This window comes from Agromyces cerinus subsp. cerinus, from assembly GCF_900142065.1.
GTDB classification, from domain to species: Bacteria; Actinomycetota; Actinomycetes; order Actinomycetales; family Microbacteriaceae; genus Agromyces; species Agromyces cerinus.
Window position 1 is genome coordinate 733,107 of sequence record NZ_FSRJ01000001.1, and the last position, 25,826, is coordinate 758,932.

Annotated in this window: 25 protein-coding genes; 22 read left to right on the forward strand and 3 right to left on the reverse strand. The window is 69.8% G+C overall.

Features of this window, described 5'->3' with window-relative positions:
* Positions 1-29 precede the first annotated feature (29 nt).
* The 12 genes from pdxS (at position 30) to BUR99_RS03345 (ending at position 11,720) form a co-directional block, all read left to right on the forward strand.
* Positions 30-920, forward strand: coding sequence for a pyridoxal 5'-phosphate synthase lyase subunit PdxS (gene pdxS, locus BUR99_RS03290; RefSeq protein WP_056009358.1), 891 nt, complete (start codon positions 30-32; stop codon positions 918-920).
* Complete coding sequence (gene pdxT / locus BUR99_RS03295; RefSeq protein ID WP_074258900.1) at positions 917-1,570, forward strand: pyridoxal 5'-phosphate synthase glutaminase subunit PdxT; 654 nt, start codon at positions 917-919, stop codon at positions 1,568-1,570. Before pdxS ends, pdxT begins: the two co-directional genes overlap by 4 nt.
* Positions 1,571-1,632: 62 nt before the next feature.
* Positions 1,633-2,163, forward strand: coding sequence for a DUF1697 domain-containing protein (locus BUR99_RS03300; protein ID WP_074258901.1), 531 nt, complete (start codon positions 1,633-1,635; stop codon positions 2,161-2,163).
* Positions 2,164-2,270: 107 nt separating this feature from the next.
* Entirely contained in the window at positions 2,271-3,002 is a 732-nt protein-coding gene (locus BUR99_RS03305; RefSeq protein ID WP_074258902.1) for a hemerythrin domain-containing protein, read from the forward strand.
* Positions 3,003-3,062: 60 nt separating this feature from the next.
* Positions 3,063-3,824, forward strand: coding sequence for a YebC/PmpR family DNA-binding transcriptional regulator (locus BUR99_RS03310; RefSeq protein ID WP_074258903.1), 762 nt, complete (start codon positions 3,063-3,065; stop codon positions 3,822-3,824).
* Positions 3,825-3,834: 10 nt separating this feature from the next.
* Positions 3,835-4,443 carry a crossover junction endodeoxyribonuclease RuvC gene (gene ruvC / locus BUR99_RS03315; RefSeq protein ID WP_200802656.1) on the forward strand — a complete coding sequence of 203 codons (609 nt, stop codon included), beginning with the start codon at positions 3,835-3,837 and terminating at the stop codon, positions 4,441-4,443.
* Positions 4,440-5,060, forward strand: a complete 621-nt coding sequence (gene ruvA / locus BUR99_RS03320) for a Holliday junction branch migration protein RuvA (protein ID WP_074258904.1) — start codon at positions 4,440-4,442, stop codon at positions 5,058-5,060. Before ruvC ends, ruvA begins: the two co-directional genes overlap by 4 nt.
* Positions 5,057-6,097, forward strand: coding sequence for a Holliday junction branch migration DNA helicase RuvB (gene ruvB, locus BUR99_RS03325; RefSeq protein ID WP_074258905.1), 1,041 nt, complete (start codon positions 5,057-5,059; stop codon positions 6,095-6,097). The genes ruvA and ruvB overlap by 4 nt, the downstream gene beginning before the upstream one ends.
* Before the next feature lie 71 nt (positions 6,098-6,168).
* The gene (gene yajC, locus BUR99_RS03330; protein WP_074258906.1) at positions 6,169-6,567 is read left to right on the forward strand and encodes a preprotein translocase subunit YajC; all 399 of its coding nucleotides are present in this window, start codon (positions 6,169-6,171) and stop codon (positions 6,565-6,567) included.
* 63 nt (positions 6,568-6,630) lie between these two features.
* Positions 6,631-8,373 (forward strand): protein translocase subunit SecD, encoded by a 1,743-nt coding sequence (gene secD / locus BUR99_RS03335; RefSeq protein ID WP_074258907.1) that lies wholly within the window; start codon positions 6,631-6,633, stop codon positions 8,371-8,373.
* On the forward strand, positions 8,373-9,392 hold the full coding sequence (gene secF / locus BUR99_RS03340; RefSeq protein WP_074258908.1) for a protein translocase subunit SecF: 1,020 nt from the start codon (positions 8,373-8,375) through the stop codon (positions 9,390-9,392). The genes secD and secF overlap by 1 nt, the downstream gene beginning before the upstream one ends.
* A gap of 75 nt (positions 9,393-9,467) precedes the next feature.
* The gene (locus tag BUR99_RS03345) at positions 9,468-11,720 is read left to right on the forward strand and encodes a RelA/SpoT family protein (protein WP_074258909.1); all 2,253 of its coding nucleotides are present in this window, start codon (positions 9,468-9,470) and stop codon (positions 11,718-11,720) included.
* Here BUR99_RS03345 and BUR99_RS03350 read toward each other — a convergent pair.
* From BUR99_RS03350 to BUR99_RS03360, 3 genes are all read right to left on the reverse strand, one after another.
* Entirely contained in the window at positions 11,707-12,300 is a 594-nt protein-coding gene (locus BUR99_RS03350; protein WP_074258910.1) for a hypothetical protein, read from the reverse strand. The two genes, BUR99_RS03345 and BUR99_RS03350, sit on opposite strands and share 14 nt — an antisense overlap.
* Positions 12,301-12,412: 112 nt before the next feature.
* Complete coding sequence (locus tag BUR99_RS03355) at positions 12,413-13,645, reverse strand: DUF349 domain-containing protein (protein WP_074258911.1); 1,233 nt, start codon at positions 13,643-13,645, stop codon at positions 12,413-12,415.
* 88 nt (positions 13,646-13,733) lie between these two features.
* Entirely contained in the window at positions 13,734-14,510 is a 777-nt protein-coding gene (locus BUR99_RS03360) for a peptidylprolyl isomerase (protein WP_074258912.1), read from the reverse strand.
* 176 nt (positions 14,511-14,686) lie between these two features.
* Here BUR99_RS03360 and BUR99_RS03365 point away from each other — a divergent pair, with 176 nt between their 5' ends.
* The 10 genes from BUR99_RS03365 to aroB all read left to right on the forward strand — a co-directional run bounded on the left by BUR99_RS03365 (position 14,687) and on the right by aroB (position 25,825).
* Entirely contained in the window at positions 14,687-16,144 is a 1,458-nt protein-coding gene (locus BUR99_RS03365) for a replication-associated recombination protein A (RefSeq protein WP_084183555.1), read from the forward strand.
* A 216-nt stretch (positions 16,145-16,360) separates the two neighbouring features.
* The gene (gene rpsD / locus BUR99_RS03370; protein ID WP_074258913.1) at positions 16,361-16,984 is read left to right on the forward strand and encodes a 30S ribosomal protein S4; all 624 of its coding nucleotides are present in this window, start codon (positions 16,361-16,363) and stop codon (positions 16,982-16,984) included.
* A gap of 147 nt (positions 16,985-17,131) precedes the next feature.
* Positions 17,132-17,335: a hypothetical protein gene (locus tag BUR99_RS03375; RefSeq protein WP_056650759.1), complete on the forward strand. Its 204-nt coding sequence runs from the start codon at positions 17,132-17,134 to the stop codon at positions 17,333-17,335.
* Positions 17,336-17,391: 56 nt separating this feature from the next.
* The gene (gene alaS, locus BUR99_RS03380) at positions 17,392-20,049 is read left to right on the forward strand and encodes an alanine--tRNA ligase (protein WP_074258914.1); all 2,658 of its coding nucleotides are present in this window, start codon (positions 17,392-17,394) and stop codon (positions 20,047-20,049) included.
* A 5-nt stretch (positions 20,050-20,054) separates the two neighbouring features.
* Positions 20,055-20,531, forward strand: coding sequence for a Holliday junction resolvase RuvX (ruvX, locus tag BUR99_RS03385; RefSeq protein WP_074258915.1), 477 nt, complete (start codon positions 20,055-20,057; stop codon positions 20,529-20,531).
* A complete protein-coding gene (mltG, locus tag BUR99_RS03390) occupies positions 20,528-22,036 on the forward strand; it encodes an endolytic transglycosylase MltG (protein ID WP_234980717.1) in 1,509 nt (502 codons plus the stop codon). The genes ruvX and mltG overlap by 4 nt, the downstream gene beginning before the upstream one ends.
* Positions 22,029-22,874: a shikimate dehydrogenase gene (locus BUR99_RS03395; RefSeq protein WP_074258916.1), complete on the forward strand. Its 846-nt coding sequence runs from the start codon at positions 22,029-22,031 to the stop codon at positions 22,872-22,874. Before mltG ends, BUR99_RS03395 begins: the two co-directional genes overlap by 8 nt.
* 137 nt (positions 22,875-23,011) lie before the next feature.
* Complete coding sequence (gene aroC / locus BUR99_RS03400) at positions 23,012-24,232, forward strand: chorismate synthase (protein ID WP_074258917.1); 1,221 nt, start codon at positions 23,012-23,014, stop codon at positions 24,230-24,232.
* A complete protein-coding gene (locus BUR99_RS03405; protein ID WP_234980718.1) occupies positions 24,225-24,743 on the forward strand; it encodes a shikimate kinase in 519 nt (172 codons plus the stop codon). The genes aroC and BUR99_RS03405 overlap by 8 nt, the downstream gene beginning before the upstream one ends.
* Positions 24,740-25,825, forward strand: coding sequence for a 3-dehydroquinate synthase (aroB, locus tag BUR99_RS03410; RefSeq protein WP_074258918.1), 1,086 nt, complete (start codon positions 24,740-24,742; stop codon positions 25,823-25,825). The genes BUR99_RS03405 and aroB overlap by 4 nt, the downstream gene beginning before the upstream one ends.
* The last annotated feature ends 1 nt before the right edge of the window (position 25,826 follow it).

Consider the following 25,826-nt stretch of genomic DNA (forward strand, 5'->3'; position numbering starts at 1 on the left):
GTGTCGCGCACGTCCGAGAGGATCCCCCTGTGACCGTATCCGAAACGGGTTCGAGCCGCGTGAAGCGCGGCCTCGCCGAGATGCTGAAGGGCGGCGTCATCATGGACGTCGTCACTCCCGAGCAGGCACGTATCGCCGAAGACGCCGGCGCCGTCGCCGTCATGGCCCTCGAGCGCGTGCCCGCCGACATCCGCTCGCAGGGCGGCGTCGCCCGTATGAGCGACCCCGACCTCATCGACGCGATCATCGCCGAGGTGTCGATCCCCGTCATGGCGAAGGCCCGCATCGGCCACTTCGTCGAGGCGCAGGTGCTGCAGGCCCTCGACGTCGACTACATCGACGAGTCCGAGGTGCTCTCGCCCGCCGACTACGTGAATCACATCGACAAGTGGGCGTTCAACACCCCCTTCGTCTGCGGTGCCACGAACCTCGGCGAGGCGCTCCGCCGCATCAACGAGGGTGCTGCGATGATCCGCTCGAAGGGCGAGGCCGGCACCGGCGACGTCTCCGAGGCGACCAAGCACATCCGCAAGATCTCGTCCGAGATCAACGTGCTGCGCTCGATGACGAAGGACGAACTCTACGTCGCGGCCAAGGAGCTGCAGGCGCCGTACGAGCTCGTGCTCGAGGTCGCCGAGACCGGCAAGCTCCCGGTCGTGCTCTTCGTCGCCGGCGGCGTGGCCACCCCGGCGGATGCCGCGATGATGATGCAGCTCGGCGCCGACGGCGTGTTCGTCGGCTCGGGCATCTTCAAGTCGGGCAACCCCGAGGCGCGCGCGGCCGCCGTCGTCAAGGCGACCACGTTCTACGACGACCCCTCGGTCGTCGCCGCCGTCTCGCGCGGTCTCGGCGAGGCCATGGTCGGCATCAACGTCGCCGACCTCGCCGCACCGCACCGCCTCGCCGAGCGCGGCTGGTGACCACGAACCTCAGGAGCGGTTCACTCGACGCGGGGGTGTCGGCTTCGGCCGGCCCCCGCGTCGGGGTGCTCGCCCTCCAGGGGGACTTCCGCGAGCACGCGCACGTGCTCGCGACGCTCGGCGCCGAGGTGTCGCTCGTGCGTCGCCCCGAAGAGCTCGACGCGGTCGACGGTCTCGTGATCCCCGGCGGGGAGTCGAGCGTGATGGACAAGCTCGCGCGCACGTTCGGGCTGCAGGCGCCGCTGAAAGCCGCGATCGCCGCGGGGCTTCCCGTCTACGGCACGTGCGCCGGGCTCATCATGCTCGCCGACACGGTGCTCGACGCGATCGCCGGCCAGGAGTCGCTCGGGGGCCTCGACGTCGTCGTGCGCCGCAACGCCTTCGGCTCGCAGAACCAGTCGTTCGAGACCGACCTCGACATCCCGGCGCTCGGCGAGGTGCCGGTGCACGCGGTGTTCATCCGCGGACCGGTCGTCGAGTCCGTCGGTGCCGCGGCGACGCCGCTCGCGACGCTCGCCGACGGGCGGGTCGTGGCCGTCGAGCAGGGCAACCTCCTCGGCACGAGCTTCCACCCCGAGATCACGGGGGAGCACCGCTTCCACGAGTACTTCCTCGCGAAGGTGCGCGAGCGGGCCTCGGTCTCGAGCTGACGCACGGCGGCCCGGTGCGCCGGCCGATGCGGGCCGTCGGCGGCGCTCGCTAGGGTCGCAGCATGACCGACTTCATCGCACTGCTCCGCGGCGTCAACGTCGGCGGCATCACCGTGAGGTCCGCAGATCTGCGCGAACTGTTCGAGAGCCTCGGCTTCGAGGGCGTCCGCACGGTGCTCGCGAGCGGCAACGTCGTGTTCGCGAGCACGGCGAGCGAGACCCGCGAGGCGTTGAAGGCGCGTATCGAGCAGGCGCTCCGCGACCGCTTCGACTACGACGCGTGGATCGTGCTCGTCACCCGCACCCAGCTGCAGCGCGCGGTTGACGGCTTTCCGTTCGACGCCGGCGATGAGCGTCGGCAGCCGTGGGTGATCTTCGCGTCCGAGACGGCGGTCATCGACGAACTCGCGGCCTTCGCGGCCGACGCCGACCCCGAGGTCGACCCGATCGCGCGAGGTGACGGCGTCGTCTACTGGAACCCCGTGAAGGGCACGACGGTCGACACGCCGTTCGCGAAGCTGCTCGCGAAGGCACGGTTCAAGCCGACGACGACGAACCGCAATCTCCGCACCCTCCGGAAGATGCTCGGCTGAGCCCGAATCGGCGGACTCGCCGGTCCTGGAGTTCAGTGGAGGCACCGAGCCGAGGGGCGGGTCGCCACGGGGGCGGGATGCCGCGGCATCCGCTTCGCTGACCTTCCATGACCACTCGACTCCCAAGTACCGGAGCGTCCGCCGCCGGCGGTGCGCCCGCGACGACGTGCCGCAGCGACGAGATCGTGCTCATCCATCGGATCTTCCGCCGGCTCTTCGGCGAAGCACCCGGACTCGTGCGCGAGGTCGTTCCCGGCGACGCGAAGCGCATCGCCTTCCTCACGCAGCATCTGCACGGCCTCACCGCGCTGCTGCACACGCACCACCACGCTGAAGACGACTTCTTCTGGGACCGCATGACGGAGCGCGCGCCGGCCTGCGGCCTCCACGTCGCGCTGATGCGGACGCAGCACCAGACGGTCTCCGATCAGCTCGACGAGATCGACGCGCTGATCGATGTCTGGGCGGCCTCGAACGCGGATGCCTCGGACGCGGAGCGTCTCGCACGCGCCCTCGACGAGGTCGACCGGACCCTCGCGGTGCACCTCGCCGACGAGGAACGGGAGGCCCTGCCCGTGCTCGACGCCGTGCTGTCGGAAGCGGAGTGGGACGAGATCTCGGCGCACGCGCAGCGGGAGAAGCCGCCGCTGCCCCTCTTCCTGCTGCTCGGGCTCATGATGGAGGCGGTCCCCGAATCGGAGCGATCGGCCTGGATGGCCCGGGAACTCCCGGCCCCGATGCGCGCGGCGTACCGGCTCTTCGGGCGCCGCGGGTACGAGCGCGCGCTCCGCCGACTGCATCCCGTGCCGGAGAAGCGCGTGGCAGGCGAGCGCCGCTGACTTAGAATGGTGGCGCGCGAGCCGTGGCCCGGCCGCGCGAGGATTCGATTCAGGAGACGCATGTCCGGGCATTCCAAGTGGGCGACGACCAAGCACAAGAAGGCGATCATCGATTCGCGCCGTGCGAAGTCGTTCGCGAAGCTCATCAAGAACATCGAGGTCGCCGCGAAGATGGGCGGCGCCGATCTCTCCGGCAACCCGACTCTCGTCGACGCCGTGCAGAAGGCGAAGAAGACCTCCGTCCCGAACGACAACATCGACCGCGCCATCAAGCGCGGCGCCGGCCTGACCGGTGAGTCGATCGACTACACGACGATCATGTACGAGGGCTACGGCCCCAACGGCGTCGCGCTCCTCATCGAGTGCCTCACCGACAACAAGAACCGCGCGGCCGCCGAGGTGCGCACACTCATGACCCGCAACGGCGGCACCATGGCCGACCCTGGCTCCGTCGCGTACAACTTCGCGCGCAAGGGCGTCATCGTCGTCGCCAAGACCGACGGTCTCAGCGAAGACGACGTGCTCGGCGCGGTGCTCGACGCCGGCGCGGAAGAGGTCACCGACGAGGGCGAGACCTTCGAGGTCATCACCGAGGCATCCGACATGGTCGCCGCGCGCACCGCGCTGCAGGAGGCCGGCATCGACTACGACTCGGCGGATGCCGCGTTCGTGCCGTCGCTCAAGGTCGAGATCGACGCCGAGACCGCCCGCAAGGTGTTCCGGCTCATCGACGCGCTCGAAGACAGCGACGACGTGCAGAACATCTACAGCAACTTCGACCTCACCCCCGAGGTGCAGGCCGAGCTCGAGACGGACGAGTAGGCCGATCGCCGTGCGAGTGCTCGGCATCGACCCCGGCCTCACGCGATGCGGCGTGGGCGTCGTCGATGTCGAGCCGAACCGCACGGCGCGGCTCGTCGACGTCGTGGTGCTGCGCTCGCCCGCCGAGCTCGACACGCCGCGCCGACTCGTGCGCATCGCCGAAGGGCTCGAGGCGATCATCGAGGAGCACCGGCCGCAGGCCGTCGCCCTCGAACGCGTCTTCGCCCGCAGCGACGTCTCGACGATCATGGGCACCGCCCAGATCTCGGGCGTCGCCATGCTGATCGCGGCGCGCCGGGCGCTGCCCGTCGCGCTGCACACGCCGAGCGAGGTCAAGGCCGCGATCACCGGGTACGGGCGCGCCGACAAGAAGCAGGTGGGCACGATGGTCGCCCGTATCCTCGGCCTCGACGAGGTGCCGAAACCCGCGGATGCCGCCGATGCCCTCGCCCTCGCGATCTGCCACGCCTGGCGCACCGGGGGAGTCGCGGGCGCCGCCGTGCGCGACGGGGCCGACGGCTCGGCCGACGACTCCGCCCTCACACCGGCCCAGCGGGCGTGGCTCGCCGCGGAGCGCTCCGCCTCGGTGTCGGGGGCGGCCCGTAGGCTGAAGCGGTGATCTCCTCTCTTCGTGGCCGTGTGCTCGCAGCTGCCGGTGGTTCGGTCGTGATCGAGGTCGGCGGGGTGGGATTCCATGTCAACACGACCCCGGCGCTCGCCCTCTCGATGCGCGAGGGGTACGAGGCATCCGTGCACACCACGCTCGTGGTGCGCGAAGACTCGCTGACGCTCTTCGGCTTCGCCACGCGCGACGAGCTCGACGTGTTCGACCTCCTCATCGGCGTCACGGGCGTCGGCCCGAAGTCGGCGCTCGGCGTGCTCTCGGTGCTGTCGCCCGGCCAGATCGCCGAGGCGGTGCAGCGCGATGACGACGCCGTATTCCGCAAGGTGAGCGGCATCGGCCCGAAGACCGCGAAGCTCATCACCGTCTCGCTGGCGGGCAAGCTCGTCGCGCCGGCCGTGTCGACGCCGCACGCGCCGGTCGTCGCCGGCGGCGCCGCCGACAGCGTGCTCGCGGCGCTCACCGGCCTCGGCTGGTCGGAGCGGGTCGCGGCAGAGGCCGTCGACGAGACGATCGCCGCGGCATCCGATATCGATGCCGCATCGGTGCCGACGCTGCTGCGGCTCACGCTCGCCCGGCTCGGCCCCGCGCAGCAGACGGGGCGGGCACGATGAGCGACGACCTCGACCTGACCGACCCCCTGCTCGCCGGCGAGGCGGAGCTCGCGTTCGAGGGTGCGCTGCGGCCCAAGAGCCTCGGCGAGTTCGTCGGACAAACCCGCGTGCGCGGGCAGCTGCAACTGCTGCTCACCGCGGCGACGCTGCAGCAGCGCACGCCCGACCACATCCTGCTCGCGGGCCCCCCGGGGCTCGGCAAGACGACCCTCGCGATGATCGTCGCCCACGAGGGCGGGCGCCCGCTGCGCATGTCGAGCGGCCCGGCCATCCAGCACGCCGGCGACCTCGCGGCCATCCTGAGTTCGCTCGTGCCCGGCGAGGTGCTCTTCATCGACGAGATCCATCGCATGGCGCGCTCGGCCGAAGAGATGCTCTACCTCGCCATGGAGGACTTCCGCATCGACATCATGGTCGGCAAGGGTGCGGGGGCGACTTCGGTGCCGCTCGACCTGTCGCCGTTCACGCTCGTCGGCGCGACCACGCGGGCCGGGCTGCTGCCGAACCCGCTGCGCGACCGGTTCGGCTTCACCGCCCATCTCGAGTTCTACGACGAGGCCGAGCTCGAGCAGGTGCTCACGCGGGCCGGCACCATGCTCGGCCTCGATGCCGACCGCGAGGCACTCGCCGAGATCGCCGGGCGCTGCCGCGGTACCCCGCGCATCGCGAACCGGTTGCTCCGTCGGGTGCGCGACTACGCGCTCGTGCACGGTGAACGCGCCGACCTCGCCGCGGTCCGTGCCGCGCTCGAGCTCTACGACGTCGACCCGCTCGGGCTCGACCGGCTCGACCGCGCGGTCATGGAGATGATCCTCACGCGCTTCGGAGGTGGACCGGTCGGACTCAATACGCTCGCCGTGTCGGTCGGCGAAGAGGCCGAGACGATCGAGGCCGTCGTCGAGCCCTTCCTGGTGCGCATCGGGCTCATCACCCGAACGCCGAGGGGGCGCGTCGCGACTCCCGCGGCCTGGCGTCACTTCGGTCTCGCCGCGCATGCACCCGATGCGGCAGCGGCGCTTCCGATCGATGACCTATAATCCTTGAAGCTGACCCCTCAGCACCGACGACTTCGTGCGCGCGTCGCACTCCGGAAGGTATTTCTCCTCTCATGACGTTCGATCCGTTCACCATCATCATGCTCGCCGTCCTGGCGGTGCTCATCTTCTTCATGTTCCGCAACTCGCGCAAGCGTCAGGCCGACGCCCGCGAACTGCAGTCGAAGGTGCAGCCTGGCGCGAAGGTGATGACCAACTTCGGCGTCTTCGGCACCATCCTCTCGATCGACGAAGACGAGAACCAGGTGCTGCTCGAGACCTCGCCCGGCACCGTGCTCACCGTGCACCGCCAGACCGTCGCACGCGTCGTCGAGCCGAAGGCCGACGCCGTCGAAGAGACCGCCGCGATCGAGGGCGAGCCCGAGTTCGGCGAGCGTCTCGACGCCGAGACCGAAGCGACCTCGACGGACGCGACCGACGAGAAGCCCGACACCAAGAAGTCGGACGACTAAGACTCAACCCCAGGCTGGGCCCGTGCGCTGACGCGCGGGCTCTCTGCAGAGAAAGCGGAACACGTGGCTGCACCATCGAAGCGGTCATCCCGGCCGACCCCCGTGCGCAAGGCATGGAGATCACTCACCTGGCTGGGTGTCATCATCGCGCTGCTGTTCGGCATCAATGCCGCCGGCGTCATCTGGGGCGGCGGGTCGTGGACTCCGAAGCTCGCGCTCGACCTCGAGGGCGGCACGCAGATCATCCTCGAGCCGAAGGTCGAGACCGGCGCGAACGTCTCGCAAGAGCAGCTCGACCAGGCGGTCTCGATCATCCGCCAGCGCGTCGACGCGTCGGGTGTCTCCGAGGCCGAGATCAACACCGAGGGCGAGAACGTCGTCGTCCGCATCCCGGGTGAGCTCGACGACCAGACCCGTGCGCGCATCCAGCAGTCGGCGAAGCTCGAGCTGCGTGCCGTGCTGCTCGCCGACGCGGCGACCAACACGGCGATCGATCCGAGCGCGAGTCCCGCGCCGACCGAGGCGCCCGCGGAGGAGCTCGAGTCGACGCCGACGGCGAAGCCGACCGATGGCAGCGACCCGTCGTGGGTCACCCCGGCGCTCCAGAAGGAGTTCGACGACTTCGACTGCTCGCAGATCGACGAGAACTCGGCGAACGTCGCTCCGGCCGACGAGCCGCTCGTCACCTGCGACGTGACCCGTACCGCGAAGTACCTGCTCGGCCCGGTGGAGGCGAGCGGCGAGAACATCGTCGACGCCACCAACGGCATGGTGCAGACGCAGACCGGCGCATCGACGGGCCAGTGGGCCGTCAACATCGTCTTCGACGCCGAGGGCACCGAGGACTTCGCCACGGTCAGCACGCGTCTGTACGGCCTGCAGGGCCAGACGCCGCGCGATCAGTTCGCGTTCGTGCTCGACGGCCAGGTGCTCACCGCGCCGTCGATGAACGGCGCGATCACCGACGGCAAGCCGCAGATCACCGGCAGCTTCGACCAGGCCTCGTCGAAGGCGCTCGCCGACCAGCTGAAGTTCGGCGCGCTGCCGCTCAGCTTCACGGTGCAGTCCTCCGACACGATCTCGCCGACACTCGGCACCTCGCAGCTCCAGTCGGGCCTGATCGCCGGCCTCATCGGCCTCATCCTCGTGGTGATCTACACGATCTTCCAGTACCGTGCCCTGGCCTCGGTCACCATCGCCTCGCTCGTGATCGTGGGCATCATCACCTACCTGATGATCACGATCCTGTCGTGGCGTGAGGGCTACCGCCTGTCGCTGGCCGGCATCGCGGGCCTCATCGTCTCGATCGGCTTCACAGCCGACTCGTTCATCATCTACTTCGAACGTGTTCGAGACGAGCTCCGAGACGGCAGGCCACTCGTCGGTGCGGTCGAGGCGGGCTGGAAACGCGCGTTCCGAACGGTCCTCGCGTCGAAGGCCACCAACCTGCTCGCGGCCATCGTGCTCTTCGTGCTCGCCGTCGGCAGCGTCAAGGGCTTCGCGTACACCCTCGGACTCACCACGATCATCGACGTCATCGTGGTCATCCTGTTCACGCACCCGATGCTGCAGCTGCTCGCGCAGACCCGCTTCTTCTCGAGCGGCAACCCCTGGTCGGGTCTCGACCCGAACGCGCTCGGAGCCGTGTACCGCGGTCGTGCCGAGTTCCGCAAGCCTGTCGGACAGCCGGCGAAGAAGACCGCGGCCAGCGCGAAGGAAGCGCAGCGCCGCCAGACGATCGCCGAACGGAAGGCCGCTGCTGCAGTGGGCGCCTCCGATTCGTCCGACGAAGGGAAGGAGTCCTGATGGCGAACCGTCTCACGACCTTCGGCAATGACCTCTACACCGGCAAGCGCTCCTTCAACTTCGTCGGAGGCCGCAAGAAGTGGTACACGATCGCCGGGATCCTGATCCTGCTCTCGGTCGTCGTTCCGCTCCTCACCGGCATCAACTTCAGCATCGAGTTCCGCGGCGGATCCCAGTTCCAGATCGCCCAGGTCGAGAACGCCACCGCTGAGCCCGCCATCGAGGCGGTGCACTCCGTCGTGCCCGACGCCGAGGTGCGCGTCGCGATCGTCGGCGGAACCGGCGTACGCGTGCAGACCGACCAGCTCGACCAGGCGGATTCGCAGGACGTGACCGGTGCTCTCGCCGAGGCCTACGACGTTCCCGAGTCGGAGGTCACGTCCTCGTTCATCGGCCCCAGCTGGGGTGCGGATGTCACGCGGCAGGCGCTCGTCGGCCTCGTCGCGTTCCTCCTGCTCGCGGGCATCATCATGGCGCTGTACTTCCGCACGTGGAAGATGTCGCTCGCGGCGATCCTCGCGCTGATCGGCGACCTCGTCGTGACCGTGGGCATCTACGCCGCGGTCGGCTTCGAGATCAGCCCTGCGGCGACCATCGGTATCCTCACGATCCTCAGTTACTCGCTCTACGACACGGTCGTGGTCTTCGACAAGATCCGTGAGAACACCGCCGAAGACGGCCAGGAGTCGCGGCGCACCTTCGCCGAATCCGTGAACCTCGCGGTCAACCAGACCCTCGTGCGCTCGATCAACACGAGCGTCGTGGCTGCACTGCCCGTCGCGGCGATCCTCTTCATCGGCGCCGGCGTGCTCGGAGCCGACACGCTCCGAGACATCTCGCTGGCACTGCTCATCGGCATTCTCGTCGGCACCTGGTCGACGGTGTTCGTCGCCGCTCCGCTCTACTCGCAGCTGCGAGAGGGAGAGCCGGCGATCAGCCGTCACGACCAGAAGGTCTTGAAGGAGCGTGAGCGCGCGGCATCCGTTTCGACGGGGGCCGAGGCGCTGCCCACCGCATGATGTTCGCGGCCGGCGTGAGCCGTGTGGCGCGTCGAAGCCTCCGGAGCGGCGATAATTGAGTTCCGGAGGTGAGCGATGACGGAAGCGGGAGTCAACTCGACGGCATCGCTGCGCCGTCTGGTGCCCCGCATCTTCTCGAAGGCGCAGCCTTCGGGTGCGGTCGACACGCTCATGCGCACGGTGCGGATGCACCATCCGAAGGCCGATCTCTCGCTCATCGAGCGGGCCTACACGGTCGCCGAGCGCGCGCACGAGGGGCAGAAGCGCAAGAGCGGTGAGCCCTACATCACGCACCCGATCGCGGTCGCGCAGATCCTCGCCGATCTGGGCATCGGGTCGAAGACCGTCGCGGCGGCGCTGCTGCACGACACCGTCGAAGACACGGCGTACACGCTCGATCAGGTACGAGCGGACTTCGGCGACGAGATCGCGATGCTCGTCGACGGCGTCACGAAGCTCGACAAGGTCAAGTACGGCGACTCCACGCAGGCGGAGACCGTCCGCAAGATGATCGTCGCGATGTCGAAAGACATCCGCGTGCTCATCATCAAGCTCGCCGACCGGTTGCACAATGCGCGCACGTGGGGCTTCGTGCCCGCGGCATCCGCTGCCCGCAAGGCGACCGAGACGCTCGAGATCTATGCGCCGCTCGCGCACCGCCTCGGTATCCAGACGATCAAGTGGGAGCTCGAAGACCTCTCGTTCGCCGTGCTCTACCCGAAGCTCTACGCCGAGATCGAGAGCCTCGTCAAGCAGCGCACCCCGCAGCGCGAAGAGTTCGTGCAGAACGTCATCGACCTCATCACCGACGATCTGAAGGCCGCGAAGATCCGAGGCAAGGTCGTCGGTCGCCCCAAGCAGTACTACTCGATCTACCAGAAGATGATCGTGCGCGGCCGCGACTTCGACGAGATCTACGACCTCGTCGGTATCCGGGTGCTCGTGAACTCGGTGCGCGACTGCTACGCGGTGCTCGGCGCGATCCACGCCAGGTGGACCCCGCTGCCCGGCCGCTTCAAGGACTACATCGCGACGCCGAAGTTCAACCTGTACCAGTCGCTGCACACGACCGTCATCGGCCCGAAGGGGCGCGCGGTCGAGATCCAGATCCGCACGCATGACATGCACCAGCGCGCCGAGTACGGCGTCGCCGCGCACTGGAAGTACAAGGAGCGCATGGCGGGCGGGCGCACCGCCGACAAGTCCGGTCAGAACGAGACCGACATGGCGTGGCTCGCCCACATCTCCGACTGGCAGGCCGAGACCGCCGATCCCGGGGAGTTCCTCGATTCGCTGCGATTCGAGATCGGCGCCAAAGAGGTCTACGTCTTCACGCCGAAGGGGCGGGTGATCGGACTGCCCGCGGGCGCGACGCCCGTCGACTTCGCCTATGCCGTGCACACCGAGGTCGGTCACCGCACCATGGGTGCGAAGGTCAACGGCCGCCTCGTTCCGCTCGAGAGCGAGCTGTTGAGCGGCGATGTCGTCGAGGTCTTCACCTCGAAGAACCCCGACTCGGGTCCGAGTAAAGACTGGCTCGGCTTCGTCAAGAGCCCGCGAGCCCGCAACAAGATCCGTCAGTGGTTCACCAAGGAGCGACGCGACGAGGCGATCGAGCAGGGTCGCGACGCGATCGCCCGCGCGATGCGCAAGCAGAACCTGCCGCTGCAGAAGCTCATGAACCAGGAGTCCTTCGCCGAGGTCGCAGCGCAACTGCGATACGACGACGTCTCCTCCTTGTACGCCGCCGTCGGCGAGGGCCATGTGTCGACGCAGTCGGTGCTCGAGAAGGTCGTCGCTCTCGTGCGCGACGTCGACGAGGGCGACGAGCCCGACCTGCCGATCCCGGTGCGTTCCCGGCCGCTGCCGCGGCACTCGGATTCTGGTGTGCTCGTGCGCGGTGCGCCCGACATCCTCGTCAAGCTCGCCCGCTGCTGCACCCCCGTGCCGGGCGACGAGATCGTCGGATTCGTGACGCGCGGCGCCGGTGTCTCGGTGCACCAGGCAAGCTGTCACAACGTGCAGAGCCTCATGCAGGAGCCCGAGCGCATGATCGACGTGGAGTGGGCGCCGAGTTCGAAGAGCGTCTTCCTCGTGCAGATCCAGATCGAGGCGCTCGACCGCGCCGGGTTGCTCTCCGACGTCACGCGGGTGCTCTCGGAGCACCACGTCAACATCCTCTCGGCCAATGTCTCGACGTCGACCGACCGTCTCGCGCTCAGCCGTTTCGTCTTCGAGATGGGCGACACGACGCATCTCGATCGCGTGCTCAACGCGGTGCGGCGCATCGACGCCGTCTACGACGTCTACCGCGTCAGCGACGGCTGACGCCGGCACCCTCCCGGCGGCGCTCGTCGGCGAGCATCGCCTCGACCCGGACGAGCCGGTGCAGGGCGAGGCCGCGATGCGGCATTCGTGTCGAGGCTTCGAGTCGCCGGCGCAGCGCTCTCGGGAGTTCTGCATCGTCGCCGCAGAGCGACGTGACGATCGCTTCGACCTCGTCATCGGCCTCGGCCGGCTCGCGGAGCAGGTCGAAGCCGGTGCGCACCGGTGTGGTGCACCGCGCGCGCCGGTACTCGACGATCTCGTCGGGTTCGATCGCCACCTCGCGCACGAGCAGACGCGGCCCGGAGACCGACGCAACTCTGGCGGTTCGGGGCACGCAGAACTGGGCCACCGCCGGGGGAGCGGTGAGTGCGCCGTGCACCCAGGCCGCGGATCGCCGTTCGATCACGAGGCTGCGCGGAGCGCGCAGCGCGATGGCCGCTGCTCGCAGCGACGGCAGGTCGGGCTCGTCGACCGGAGCCCATCCCTCGTCGATCGGCATGAGCTCGCCGTCGATGCGGGCGGCGCAGAGCTCGGCGAGCGAGAGGTCGTCGGTGCTGAGCACGTTCGGGAGCTTGGCCATACGGACATGCTGCGACACCCTCGCACCTCAGGACGCAGGCGGCGGTGATCTGTGGAGAACGTGCCGCGCATTCGCCTGATCGCGGTCGAGACCGCGATCAGGCGAGGTGGCCTCAGCCGCCGAGAGCCTTCAACCAGGCACGGCGCGCGTCGAGGGCTTCGCGAGCGGATGCCGCGGCCTTCGCATCGCCCGACGCCTCAGCAGCGGCGAGCTCGGCCTCGAGCTTGTCGATCGCGTCGTGCAGCTGGCCGAGCATGCCTTCGGAGCGTGCCTTCTTCTCGGGGTCCTCGCGCTGCCAGCGCTCCTCCTCGAGCGACTTCACGTGGTTCTCGATCTTGCGGAGCCGGTCTTCGACGACCCGCACCTGATCGCGCGGAACCTTGCCGATCTCGTCCCACTTGCGCTGGATCTTGTTGAGCTCTGCGCGGGCCTGCTTGGGGTCCTTCGCGGTGAGCAGGGGCTCCGCCTCGGTGAGGAGCGCGAGCTTCTCGTCGAGGTTCGCCCGGTAGCTCTCGTCCTCCTGCGCATCGATCTCGGCCTTGGCGCTGAAGAGCACGTCGCCTGCGGCCTTGAACTTCGCCCACAGTGCGTCGTCGAGCTTCTTGCCGGCACGGCCGGCGAGCTTCCACTCGTCGAGCAGGTGGCGGTAGTCGCCGACCGCATCGGCGCCGCGCGGCGCGAGGGCCTCGGCGCGCTCGATGAGCGCCTGCTTGCGGCTGCGCACGTCGCGGTGCGCGGCGTCGAGCTCGGCGAAGAACGCCTTGCGGTGCGTCTCGATCGTCGAGCGAGCGGCGCGGAAGCGCTTCCACAGCTCGTTGGCCTCGTTCTTCGGCAGACGGGGGCCGTCCTGCTGGTGGTGCTGCCAGCGGGCGAACAGCTCGTCGAGTTCGGCGGTGGCCTGCTTCCACTGGGTCTTGGCGGGGTCGCCGGCTGCGAGGGCCTCGGCGGCTTCGACGATGGCGGTGCGCTCGGCGATCGCCTCGGCGACGGCGGCCTTCGACTCGGCCTGCTGCTGCTCCGTCAGTTCCTTCGTGGTGCCGGAGAGCGCCTCGAGCCGCGTCGCGAGCGACTCGAGGTCGCCGACGGCGTTCGCGGTGGAGACCGAGGAACGGAGGGTGGCGACGGCCTTCGCGACATCCGCTGCGGGCGCACCGCGACGCACGCGCTGCTCGAGCAGGCCCACCTGGCCGGCGAGATCGGCGTACTTGCGCTCGAAGTAGGCGAGCGCCTCTTCAGCAGAGCCGTCGGGGTACTGCCCGACCGCTCGTTCGCCGTCGCTCGTGCGCACGAAGACGGTGCCCGTCTCGTCGACGCGGCCCCACGGTTGCTGATCTGAATCGGTCACGGCCTCACCCTGTCGTATGTCGGATGCCGCCCGGAGGCGACGTTGACGGCATCAAGCCTATTGCACCGCCGAGGGGCGGCGCGGGCCGTCACTCGATCGTGAACGCCGTGATCGTGGTCGGTACGGCGGGAGCGCCGTCGCCGGCGCCGTCGCTCGTGCCCGCGTCGATGACGCCGGCCCGGAGGGCGTCGAGACCGCTCGTCACCTTGCCGATGACCGTGTACCCGCCGGTGTCGCCGGGCAGCGTCGTGTCCTCGTAGACGATGAAGAACTGGCTGCCGTTGCTGTACTGCGATTCGGCGCGGGCCATCGCGATCGTGCCGGCCGGGTAGAGCCCGTCGGCCGGAGCGTTCTCGACGGGGCCGTAGCTGTAGCCGGGACCGCCGGTGCCGTCGCCGCTCGGGTCGCCGCACTGGAGCACCCAGATGCCCTCGGTCGTGAGTCGGTGGCAGCTCGTGCCGGTGTAGAAGCCCGACTGGATGAGGCTGATCTCACTCGAGACGGCCTGCGGAGCGGCCGCGCCGTCGAGCTCGACGCCGAGCGGGATGTCGTTGAGCGTGAGCGTGCCGGTCCAGGTGCGGTCCTCGGCGATGTCCGCCGACGGCACGTCGCCCTGGTTCTCGCCTTCGGCGGGAGTCGGGGTGGGCGTCGGCGTCGCGGTCGCGGCGGGCTCGGCGCCGGGTCCACCGCTGAAGTAGAAGATCTGCGCGGCCGTCGCGAGGGCCAGCGCGACGACGAGCGCGAGCACCGCGATCACGTTGTCGCGGGTGCGCCGGCGCGCCTTCCGGGTGTGGACTTCCTGGCGTGCCTGGTAGGTGCGAAGGCGCGCTCGTTCTTCACGCGCCTGTCGGTCGTTCGATGCCACGCATGCTCCTTCTCGGGACTCCTGCGTGCCGACTCTACGCAAGGCGGGGTGCCCAGACCAATCGCCGCACCGATGTCGGCGCCGAGATGCGGTGTCGGATGCCGCGACTGCGCTCGAGCGGGTGGTCGATTCCTGCCCGGCCGACGGTGTCGGATGCCGCGACTACGCTTGACGGCATGGTGGATTCGGGCCCGGGGCTGCGTTCAGGCGCGACTCCGCTCGCGGTGCGCATGCGCCCGACGAGCCTCGACGAGGTGGCCGGCCAGCGGCACCTGTTGACGCCCGGATCCCCGCTCGTCGCCCTCGCCGGCGATCGCTCGGGGGAGTCGGGGTCGGTCTCCGTCATCCTCTGGGGGCCGCCCGGCACGGGCAAGACGACACTCGCCCAGGCGATCGCGCGTTCGTCGGGCCGCAAGTTCGTCGAACTGTCGGCAGTGTCGGCCGGAGTGCGCGACGTGCGTCAGGTCATGGAGGAGGCGCGGGCGAGCCGCGATCTCTACGGGCTCTCGACCGTGCTCTTCCTCGACGAGATCCACCGCTTCACGAAGGCCCAGCAAGACGCCCTGCTGCCGGGCGTCGAGAACGGCTGGGTCATCCTGGTGGCCGCGACCACCGAGAACCCCTCGTTCTCGGTCATCTCGCCGCTCCTGTCGCGTTCGCTCCTGCTCACGCTCGAACTCCTCACCGACGACGACCTCGGGGTGCTGGTCGATCGGGCGGTCGCCGATCCGCGCGGACTGGCAGGCAAGGTGGCACTCGACCCAGAGGCACGGGCCGCCATCATCCGGCTCGCCTCGGGCGACGCGCGACGCGCGCTCACGGCGCTCGAGGCGGCCGCCGTGGCCGCGGCGCAGGCGGTTCCCGTCGCCGCGGCACCGGAGTCGGGTGACGACGACGGCGCCGATGCGACCGGCGACGACACGCCCGCCGCCGGCACGCCCGGCGACGACGAGTCGTCGACCGAAGCAGTGACGGATGCCGCGGCATCCGCTGCGCCCGTCATCACGACCGACATCGTGGCACGTGCCGTCGACCGTGCGCTGCTGCGCTACGACCGCAACGGCGACGAGCACTACGACGTCATCAGCGCGTTCATAAAGTCGGTGCGCGGCAGCGACGTCGACGCCTCGCTGCACTATCTCGCTCGCATGATCGAGGCGGGCGAAGACGCGCGATTCATCGCGCGCCGCATCATCGTGCTCGCCTCCGAAGACATCGGCCTCGCCGACCCGAGTGCGCTCGGAGTGGCCGTGGCCGCCGCCGACGCCGTGCAGTTCATCGGCATGCCCGAGGGGCGGATCCCGCTCGCGCAGGCCGTCGTGCACCTGGCCACCGCCCCGAAGTCGAACGCCGCCTACGTCGGCATCGACCGGGCGATCGCCGACGTACGCGAGGGCAAGGCCGGCCGGGTGCCGAAGCACCTGCGCGACGCGCACTACCCGGGGGCGAAGCGACTCGGCCACGGCAAGGGCTACAAGTACCCCCACGACGACGAGATCGGCGTCGTGGCGCAGGAGTACCTGCCCGAGTCGCTCCGCGGCGCCGTCTACTACGAGCCGACCGAGCACGGCAACGAGCGCGAGGTCTCTGCGCGGCTCGCGAAGCTGCGGCGCATCGTTCGCGGCGGGCGATGACCGCCACGAGCCTGAGAGCCCCCGGTGGGGCGCACTGCGCCGTCGTGATATCATTTCCGTTGGCCTGAAGCCTGATTCTCGAGCGCGGCTGCGAGAGAATCACCGGCGAATGGGTGCGATCTGTAGCCGATCCACCCTTGGCGAATCCCTCTGACACAGATTCCCGGCGCACGATCGCGCCGTGAATTCACTTGAGATTCTTCCGAAAGGACATTCGTGTCGAACCAGTCACGTAGCAAGACCCGCCTCTCCCGTGCGCTCGGCGTCGCCCTCACCCCGAAGGCCGCCCGCTACATGGAGAAGCGCCCGTACGCTCCCGGTGAGCACGGCCGCACCAAGCGCAAGCAGGACAGCGACTACGCCGTTCGTCTGCGCGAGAAGCAGCGCCTGCGCGCCCAGTACGGCATCCGCGAGAAGCAGCTGCGCATCGCCTTCAACGAGGCCCGTCGCACCGACGGCCTGACCGGTGAGAACCTGGTCGAGCTGCTCGAGATGCGTCTCGACGCCATCGTGCTGCGTGCCGGCTTCGCCCGCACCATCTCGCAGGCGCGCCAGTTCGTGGTGCACCGCCACATCCTCGTCGACGGCCAGCTCGTCGACCGCCCCTCGTTCCGCGTGAAGCCGGGCCAGCTCGTGCACGTCAAGGCACGCAGCGAGGGCACCGAGCCGTTCCAGGTCGCCGCTGCCGGCGGTCACGTCGACGTGCTCCCCAAGCTCCCCGCGTACCTCGAGGTCGAGCTCGACAAGCTCCAGGTGAAGCTCGTCCGTCGTCCGAAGCGCGCCGAGGTCCCCGTGACCTGTGACGTGCAGCTGGTCGTCGAGTACTACGCAGCTCGCTGACGCAGAGCAGTTGAGACAGGGGTCGCGGGGTTTCCCGCGGCCCCTGTGTCGTACCCGGCGAGCGCCTGCGGCGCGGCCACTAGACTGGTGCGAGGCGTGCCGAGCGCACCGCACGGCGACACATCGATCAGGGAGCAGGAGCACCTCGTGAAGAGCATTCTGTGGTTCACCGTCGGCGTCGCGGCCGGATTCGCGGTCGCGCACCAGGTCAACCAGACCAAGCAGGGGCGAGACTTCTTCTCCGCGGTCGACGCGAAGGCGCGCGCCTTCGGCCAGGCGATCGCCGAGGGCTACCACGCCCGTGACGCCGAGCTCCGGGCCGAGCAGGGCGAGACGCCCGCGTCTCTCTGAGTCGCGCCCACGATGTGATGGCCCGGATGCCCCGGGCAACGACTGAGAACGGAACCATGCAGACTGCCGACATCCGCCAGCGTTGGCTGGACTTCTTCGCCGAGCGCGGACACACCGTCGTCCCCTCGGCGTCGCTCGTCTCCGATGACCCCACCCTGCTCTTCACGGTCGCCGGCATGGTGCCGTTCGTGCCGTACCTCACGGGTCTCGTGCCCGCGCCGTACCCGCGCGCGACGAGCGTGCAGAAGTGCATCCGCACGAACGACATCGAAGAGGTCGGCAAGACCCCGCGCCACGGCACGTTCTTCCAGATGAGCGGCAACTTCTCGTTCGGCGACTACTTCAAAGAGGGCGCCATCTCGATGGCGTGGGAGCTGCTGACGACCCCCGAGGCCGACGGCGGCTATGGCTTCGACCGCGACGACCTCTGGGTCACCGTCTACGAAGACGACGACGAGGCGATCGAGCTCTGGAAGAAGGTCGCAGACCTGCCCGACGAGCGCATCCAGCGCCTCGGCAAGGACACGAACTACTGGCACACCGGCCAACCCGGCCCGGCGGGGCCCTGCTCCGAGATCTTCTTCGATCGCGGCCCCGAGTACGGCATCGACGGCGGCCCCGCCACCGACGACGACCGGTACGTCGAGATCTGGAACCTCGTGTTCATGCAGTACCTCATCGACGATGTGCAGTCGAAGACCGACTTCCGCATCGTGAAGGAGCTGCCGAAGAAGAACATCGACACCGGCATGGGGCTCGAGCGCGTCGCCTTCATCAAGCAGGGCGTCGACAACATGTACGAGATCGACCAGGTGCGCCCGGTGCTCGACCGCGCTGCCGAGCTCTCGGGCCGTCGCTACGGCGCGAACCACGACGACGATGTGCGCATGCGCGTCATCGCCGACCACGTGCGCTCCGCGCTGATGCTCATGAGCGACGGCGTGAGCCCGTCGAACGAGGGGCGCGGATACATCCTGCGCCGGCTCCTGCGCCGCAGCATCCGAGCCATGCGTCTGCTCGGCGTCGAGGGTCCGACGTTCCGCGAGCTCTTCGCGGCATCGCGCGATGCGATGAAGTCGGCGTACCCCGAGGTCGCGCACGACTACGCGCACATCGAGCAGCTGGCCCTCGGCGAGGAGGAGACCTTCCTCCGCACGCTCACGGCCGGCACCTCGATCCTCGACCTCGCCGTCTCCAAGACGAAGGATTCGGGTCGCGGCCAGCTCGCGGGCGACACGGCCTTCCTGCTGCACGACACCTACGGGTTCCCGATCGAGCTCACGCTCGAGATGGCCGACGAGGCGGGTCTCGCCGTCGACCGCGCAGCGTTCGACACGCTCATGACCGAGCAGCGCTCCCGCGCGAAGGCCGATGCCAAGTCCAAGAAGAAGGTGCTCGCCGACCTCTCGGTGTACGCCGACTTCCGTGCCAAGGGCGAGACGATCTTCACGGGGTACACCGAGCTGTCGACCGCGTCGACCGTGCTCGGCCTGCTCGTCGACGGTCGGCCCGTGCCGTTCGCGACCGCCGGGCAGACCGCCGAGGTGATCCTCGCCGAGACGTCGCTGTACGCCGAGTCCGGCGGGCAGGCGCCCGACCAGGGCCGCATCGTCGGCGACGGATTCGAGCTCGAGGTGCTCGACGTGCAGAAGCCCATCAAGGGCCTCATCAGCCACACCGTGAAGGTGACGTCGGGTGAGGTCGGCGTGGGCGTGCCCGCGACGACCCTCGTCGACGAGCAGTACCGACGCGGCGCCACGCAGGCGCACTCGGGCACGCACCTCGTGCACGCGGCACTCCGCCAGGTTCTCGGGCCGAACGCCCACCAGTCCGGCTCGTTCAACAAGGCCGGTTACCTGCGTCTCGACTACGGATGGAACTCGGCGCTCTCGGCAGAGACCCGCAGCGAGATCGAGGAGATCTCGAACGCCGCGATCCGCGACAACCTTGAGGTCGTCACGCGAGAGATGCCGCTCGACGAGGCGAAGTCGCTCGGCGCGATGGCGCTCTTCGGCGAGAAGTACGGCGAGGTCGTGCGCGTCGTCGACATCGGCGGCCCCTGGTCGCGCGAACTCTGCGCCGGCACGCACGTGTCGACGAGCGCCGAGGTCGGCATGATCAACATCGTGGGGGAGTCCTCGGTCGGCGCGTCCAACCGCCGTGTGGAGTCGCTCGTCGGACTCGACGCCTTCCGACGCTTCGCGTCGGAGCGTGCGCTCGTCTCCGAGCTGACCTCGTCGCTGAAGACGCGCCCCGACCAGCTCGTCGACCGCGTCGGCGAGCTCGTCTCGAGCTTGAAGGCCGCTGAGAAGCGCATCCAGCAGTTCGAGGCTCGCGCCCTCAACGATCGCGTGCCCGCACTGGCTGCCAAGGCCGTTCGCACCGGCGACGTGCTGCTCGTCGCCGAGACGGTCGGGTCGCTCGGCGCCGGTGACGAACTGCGGTCGCTCGCGACCTCCGTGCGATCGCAGCTCGGCGACGCGGCATCCGTCGTGGCCCTGACCGCCGAGGTCGGCGGCAAGCCGGTCGCGATCGTCGCGACCTCGCCTGCGGCCCGCGACGCCGGTGCGAATGCCGGTGCTCTCGCGAAGACCATGGCGGGTGTGCTCGGCGGCGGCGGCGGTGGCAAGCCCGACCTCGCGCAGGGCGGCGGCAGCGACCTCGCGGCGATCCCGGCCGCGCTCGACGCGGTGCGCTCGGCGCTCCGCGGGTAGGCGCTGTGCGTACCGGCGCGAGACTCGGCGTCGACGTCGGGCGGGCGCGCATCGGCGTCGCCCGATGCGATCCGGGCGGCATGATCGCGACCCCGGTGGAGACCGTGGCGCGTGCCGCCGACGGCGACGCCGACGTGGCGCGCATCCTCGAGATCGCGCGCGAGCACGAGGTGATCGAGATCGTCGTCGGCAATCCGCTCTCGCTCTCCGGTGCGTCGACGCCGTCGACCGACGACGCGGTGGCCTTCGCGGAGCGACTGGCGAGCACGGGGATCCCGGTGCGGCTGGTCGATGAACGACTCTCGACCGTGAGCGCCCAACAGGCGCTTCGCGCGACCGGGAAGTCGGCGCGGAAGCAACGTCCCATCGTGGACCAAGTTGCAGCCGTTATCATTTTGCAACACGCCATCGACGCCGAGCGGGATTTCCAGCGCCCGCCCGGCCGGACGATCGAGATCCCCGAAGGGCCGTCCCCCCTGTGACCCAGCCTCCTCCCGAGCGCGACGACACCGACCGCGCCGCCGCCGACTGGCACGCGATGCTCGCCGGCGATGCGCCGGTGCGAGCAAGCAGAGCAGCGGATGCCGCGCCGCCACGACCGCAGGCCGGCGCGACGCCGACCGGCGCGACGCCGACCGGCGCGACGCCGACCGGCGCGACGCCGACCGGCGCGACGCCGACTCCGTCCGCCGCCGAGGGGCAGCCGATGACCCGTCGAGAGGCTCGGGAGGCCGAGCAGCGTCAGGCGGCGGAGGCCGAAGCGGCAGCAGTGCTCGCCGCGGCGGGTCCGCCTGCCGACGACGCCCCGTTGCCGTTCTTCGACTCGATCGTGGCCGAACCCGCTGCTCCCGAGCCGGCGCGACCGTCGCGCGCCGAGCGCCGGGCGGTGAACTCCGACCCGTACGAGCCCGAGAAGCCGAAGCGCCGAGGCGCATGGGGTTGCCTGATCGGCCTCCTGGTCGTCGTCGCTCTCGGTGCGGTGGCCTTCTTCTTCCTGCAGGGCCCGATCAATGCCGTCATCGAGCGGTTCACGCCGGCCGCGGACTTCGAGGGTTCCGGCACAGGCGAGGTCGTGTTCATGATCCACGACGGCGACGGCGGCTCGGACATCGCGACGAACCTCGTCGACGAGGGCGTCACCGCGTCGCACGACGCCTTCTACGACCTGCTGCTCGAACAGAGTCCCGAACCCGAGTTCCACCCCGGTGCGTACCGGCTCGCCGAGAAGATGAGCGCGCAAGCGGCGCTCGATGCGCTGCAGGATCCGGCGACGAAGCTCGAGAACACCTTCGTCATCCCCGAAGGCACGGCGACCGTCGATGCGCTGCCGTACATCGCCGAGGGCACCGGACTGCCGATCGAGGAACTCCAGGCCGCCGCGGCAGAGCCGCCCGCGAGCTACGGGCTGCCCGCCGAAGCGACGAACCTCGAGGGATTCCTCTTCCCTGCGACGTACACGCTCGATCCCGGGCTCGACGCGCACGCCGTGCTGCAGACCCTCGTCGACCGGCAGTTCGAAGCGCTCGACGCCGCGGGCGTCGCGCCCGAAGACCGCTGGCGGACGATCGTGCTCGCCGCGCTCATCCAGCGCGAGGCGGGCCTCCGCGACGACTTCTACAAGGTGTCGCGTGTCTTCCAGAACCGGCTCGATCCTGCCAAGTGGGAGACCGGGCTGCTCGAGTCGGATGCCACTGTGGCGTACGGCACCGGCAACACCCATCTGGTGACGACGACCGACGAGGAGCGGGCGAACGCCGCGAATCTCTACAACACCTATCTGCACCCCGGCCTGCCGATCGGTCCGATCTCGAACCCGGGCGATCTCGCCATCGACGCGGCGCTGCACCCGGCCGACGGGCCGTGGCTCTTCTTCGTGACGTGGAACCTCGACACCGGAGAGACGATCTTCTCCGAGACCGTCGAACAGCACGACGCCGCCGTCGAGAAGTGGCTCGCCTGGATGGACGAGCACCCAGAGTATGGCTGAGCGACCGCGACCGCTCCACGCGCGGCTCGCGGTGCTCGGCTCGCCGATCTCGCACTCCAAGAGCCCAGCTCTGCACCGCGCGGCGTACGACCGTCTCGGGTTGTCGTGGCAGTACTCGGCCGTCGAGATGGACGGCGACCGGCTCGGCGAGTTCCTGGGTGGTCTGGATGCCTCGTGGCGCGGGCTCTCGCTCACGATGCCGCTGAAGCAGGACGTGCTGCCCCTCCTCGACTCGATCGACGAGGTCGCCGCGATCACCGGCGCCGCGAACACGGTGCTCTTCGACGGCGGCACCCGCCGGGGGTTCAACACCGACGTCGGCGGCATCGTGCGGACGCTCCGCGAGGCCGGCGTGCATGAGGCGTCGCACGGCGTGCTGCTCGGCGGCGGGGCCACGGCCGCGTCGGCGCTCGTCGCGATGTCGCAGCTCGGGGCACGCGAGGTGCAGGTGCTCGTGCGTCGACCGGGAGCGGCGGCACCGCTCGTCGAGCTGGGGTCGCGTCTCGGCATCGACGTCCACGAGGGCCGCCCCACCGAACTCGCGACGATCGATCGTGCCGACCTCGTCGTGAGCACCGTGCCCGGCGGAACGGACCTCGGCGTCGCGGCATCCGCTGGTCTCATCTCCTCCGCTGCGCTGCTCGACGTCGCCTACGATCCCTGGCCCACGCCGCTCGCGGCCGGCTGGTTCGCGGGAGGCGGCGCAGTGGTGCACGGACTCGGGATGCTGCTGCACCAGGCTCTGCTGCAGGTTCGGATCTTCGTGAACGGCGACCCGAACGAGCCGCTCGACGATGAGGACGCCGTGCTCGCCGTCATGCGCGATGCGGTCGCCTGAGCGCTTCGTCGGGGCATCGTCGCCGCGGGCGCCGCGGGCGCCGCGGGCGCCGCGGGCGCCGCGGGTGCCGCGTCGTCGCGACGGCCGGCCTCTGTCATGCGACGTCCGCGTCACCGAGCCTGTGAAAGGATAGGAACATGCTCCGTTGGCTCACTGCCGGAGAGTCGCACGGCCCTGAGCTCGTCGCGATCCTCGAGGGTCTTCCCGCCGGTATCCCCGTTTCGCTCGACGATATTCGTGCCGACCTCGCGCGCCGCAAACTCGGCTACGGCCGGGGTGCGCGCATGAAGTTCGAGCAGGACGAACTCGCGATCTCGGGCGGTGTGCGCCACGGCCTCAGCCTCGGCAGCCCCGTCGCGCTGCGCATCGGCAACACCGAGTGGCCGAAGTGGCAAGAGGTGATGAGCCCCGAGCCCATCGATCCGTCGAAGCTCGGCCGCGGCCGCGGCGCCGCGCTCACCCGGCCCCGTCCCGGGCACGCCGACCTCGTCGGCATGCAGAAGTACGGCTTCGACGAGGCCCGCCCGGTGCTCGAGCGCGCGAGCGCCCGCGAGACCGCCGCCCGCGTCGCCCTCGGCGCGGTGGCACGCTCGTTCCTCGCCGAGCTCGGCATCCGGCTCGTCGCCCACACGCTCGCGATCGGCCCGGTTCGGGTGCCCGATGGCAGCCCGCTGCCGACGCCCGACGACGTCGAGCTGCTCGACGCCGATCCGCTCCGCTGCTTCGACCCCGAGACCTCGGCCGCGATGGTCGCCGAGGTCGACCTCGCGCACAAGGAGGGCGACACCCTCGGCGGCGTCGTCGAAGTGCTCGCCTACGGCGTGCCGCCGGGCCTCGGTTCGCATGTGCATTGGGACCGGCGTCTCGACGCGCAGCTGGCAGCCGCGCTCATGGGCATCCAGGCGATCAAGGGCGTCGAGGTCGGCGACGGCTTCGAGACGACCCGACGCCGCGGCTCGGCCGCGCACGACGAACTGCACATCGACGGCGAGCTCATCGCACGTTCGAGCGATCGTGCGGGCGGCACCGAGGGCGGCATGTCCACCGGCACCGTCCTGCGCGTGCGCGCCGGCATGAAGCCCATCGCGACCGTGCCACACGCCCTGCCGACGGTCGATGTCGCCACCGGCGAGGCCGCGGCGGCACACCACCAGCGCTCCGACGTCGTCGCGGTGCCGGCCGCGGGTGTCGTGGCCGAGGCGATGGTCGCGCTCACCCTGGCGAACGCCGTGCTCGAGAAGTTCGGCGGTGACTCGATCGGCGAGACCCGGCGCAACCTCGAGTCCTACCTCGCGGCGATCCCCGACACGCTCCGCACGGCGGGCGCTGCTTCGGACGTCGCGGCAGATCGTGTCTGACACCCCGCGACTCGCCCTGCCGATCGTGCTCGTCGGCCCGATGGGCGCGGGCAAGTCACGGGTCGGGCAGCGGCTCGCGGCATCCGTCGGCGCACCGTTCGTCGACACCGACCTGCGCATCGCCGAACGCTACGGACCGATCGAGGAGATCTTCGACCGCGAGGGCGAGGAGTACTTCCGCATCGTCGAACGCGAGGTCGTCGACGAGGCGCTGCGCGAAGAGGCCGTGATCTCGCTCGGCGGTGGCGCCGTGCTGCACGACGACACCCGTGACGACCTCGCCGGCCTCCCGGTCGTCTGGCTGCAGGTGTCGGCGTCGGCGGTGGCGCCCCGACTCGCCGGCGGCACTCGTCCGCTGCTGGCCGACGGCGGCATCGAACGCTGGAGCGCCATCCTCGAAGCGCGGCGCCCCCTGTACGAGTCGGTCGCCGACTTCAGCATCGACACCTCGCGTCGCTCGGTCGCGCGGATCGTCGACGACATCACCGGGCACTTCGGAGGAACACGATGACCGCAGACGAGACCCGCACGAGCATCCGCGTCGGCGGCGAATCGGGCTACGACGTCATCGTGGGCCGAGGGGTGCTCGCCGAGCTCGCCGACGCGATCGGCACCGAGGCGACCAAGGTGCTCATCGTGCACCCCGCGACGCTCGGCGCGCGGGCCGCCGAACTTCGCGAGGAACTCTCCGACCGGTATCAGGTGCTGCTCGCGGAGGTGCCCGACGCCGAGGCCGGCAAGCGCATCGAGGTCGCCGCGTTCTGCTGGCAGGTGCTCGGACAGGCCGACTTCACCCGCACCGACGCGGTCGTCGGGTTCGGCGGGGGAGCGATCACCGACCTCGCGGGCTTCGTCGCCGCGACCTGGCTGCGCGGCGTGAAGGTCGTGCAGGTGCCGACGACGGTGCTCGGCATGGTCGACGCGGCCGTCGGCGGCAAGACCGGCATCAACACCAACGAGGGCAAGAACCTCGTCGGCGCGTTCCACGCTCCCGCCGCCGTGATCTGCGACCTCGACGTGTTCGACACGCTGCCGAAGAACGAGATCCTCGCGGGCTTCGCCGAGATCGTGAAGGCGGGCTTCATCCGCTACCCCGAGATCCTCGACATCATCGAGGCGGACCCCGAGGCCGCGACCGATCCGTCGACGCCGCAGTTCCGCCGCGTGGTCGAGCTCGCGATCCAGATGAAGGCCGATGTCGTCTCGGAGGACTTCACGGAGCAGGGGCTCCGCGAGATCCTGAACTACGGGCACACGCTCGGTCATGCCGTCGAGCACGCCGAGCGCTACCAGTGGCGCCACGGTGCCGCGGTCGCGGTCGGCATGGCCTTCGCGGCGGAGCTCGGCCGGCTCTCGGGTCGCCTCCCCGACGAGGTCGCCGACCGGCACAAGCGCGTGTTGGACCTGCTGAGCCTGCCGACCTCGTACCCCGCAGGCCGCTGGAACACCCTCCTCGCCACGATGCAGCGCGACAAGAAGTCGCGCGCCGGGCAGCTTCGCTTCATCGTGCTCGACGACCTGGCGAAGCCGACGGTCATGCTCGCGCCCGACCCGTCACTGCTCTTCGCGGCCTACCAGGAGATCGCCTCCTGAG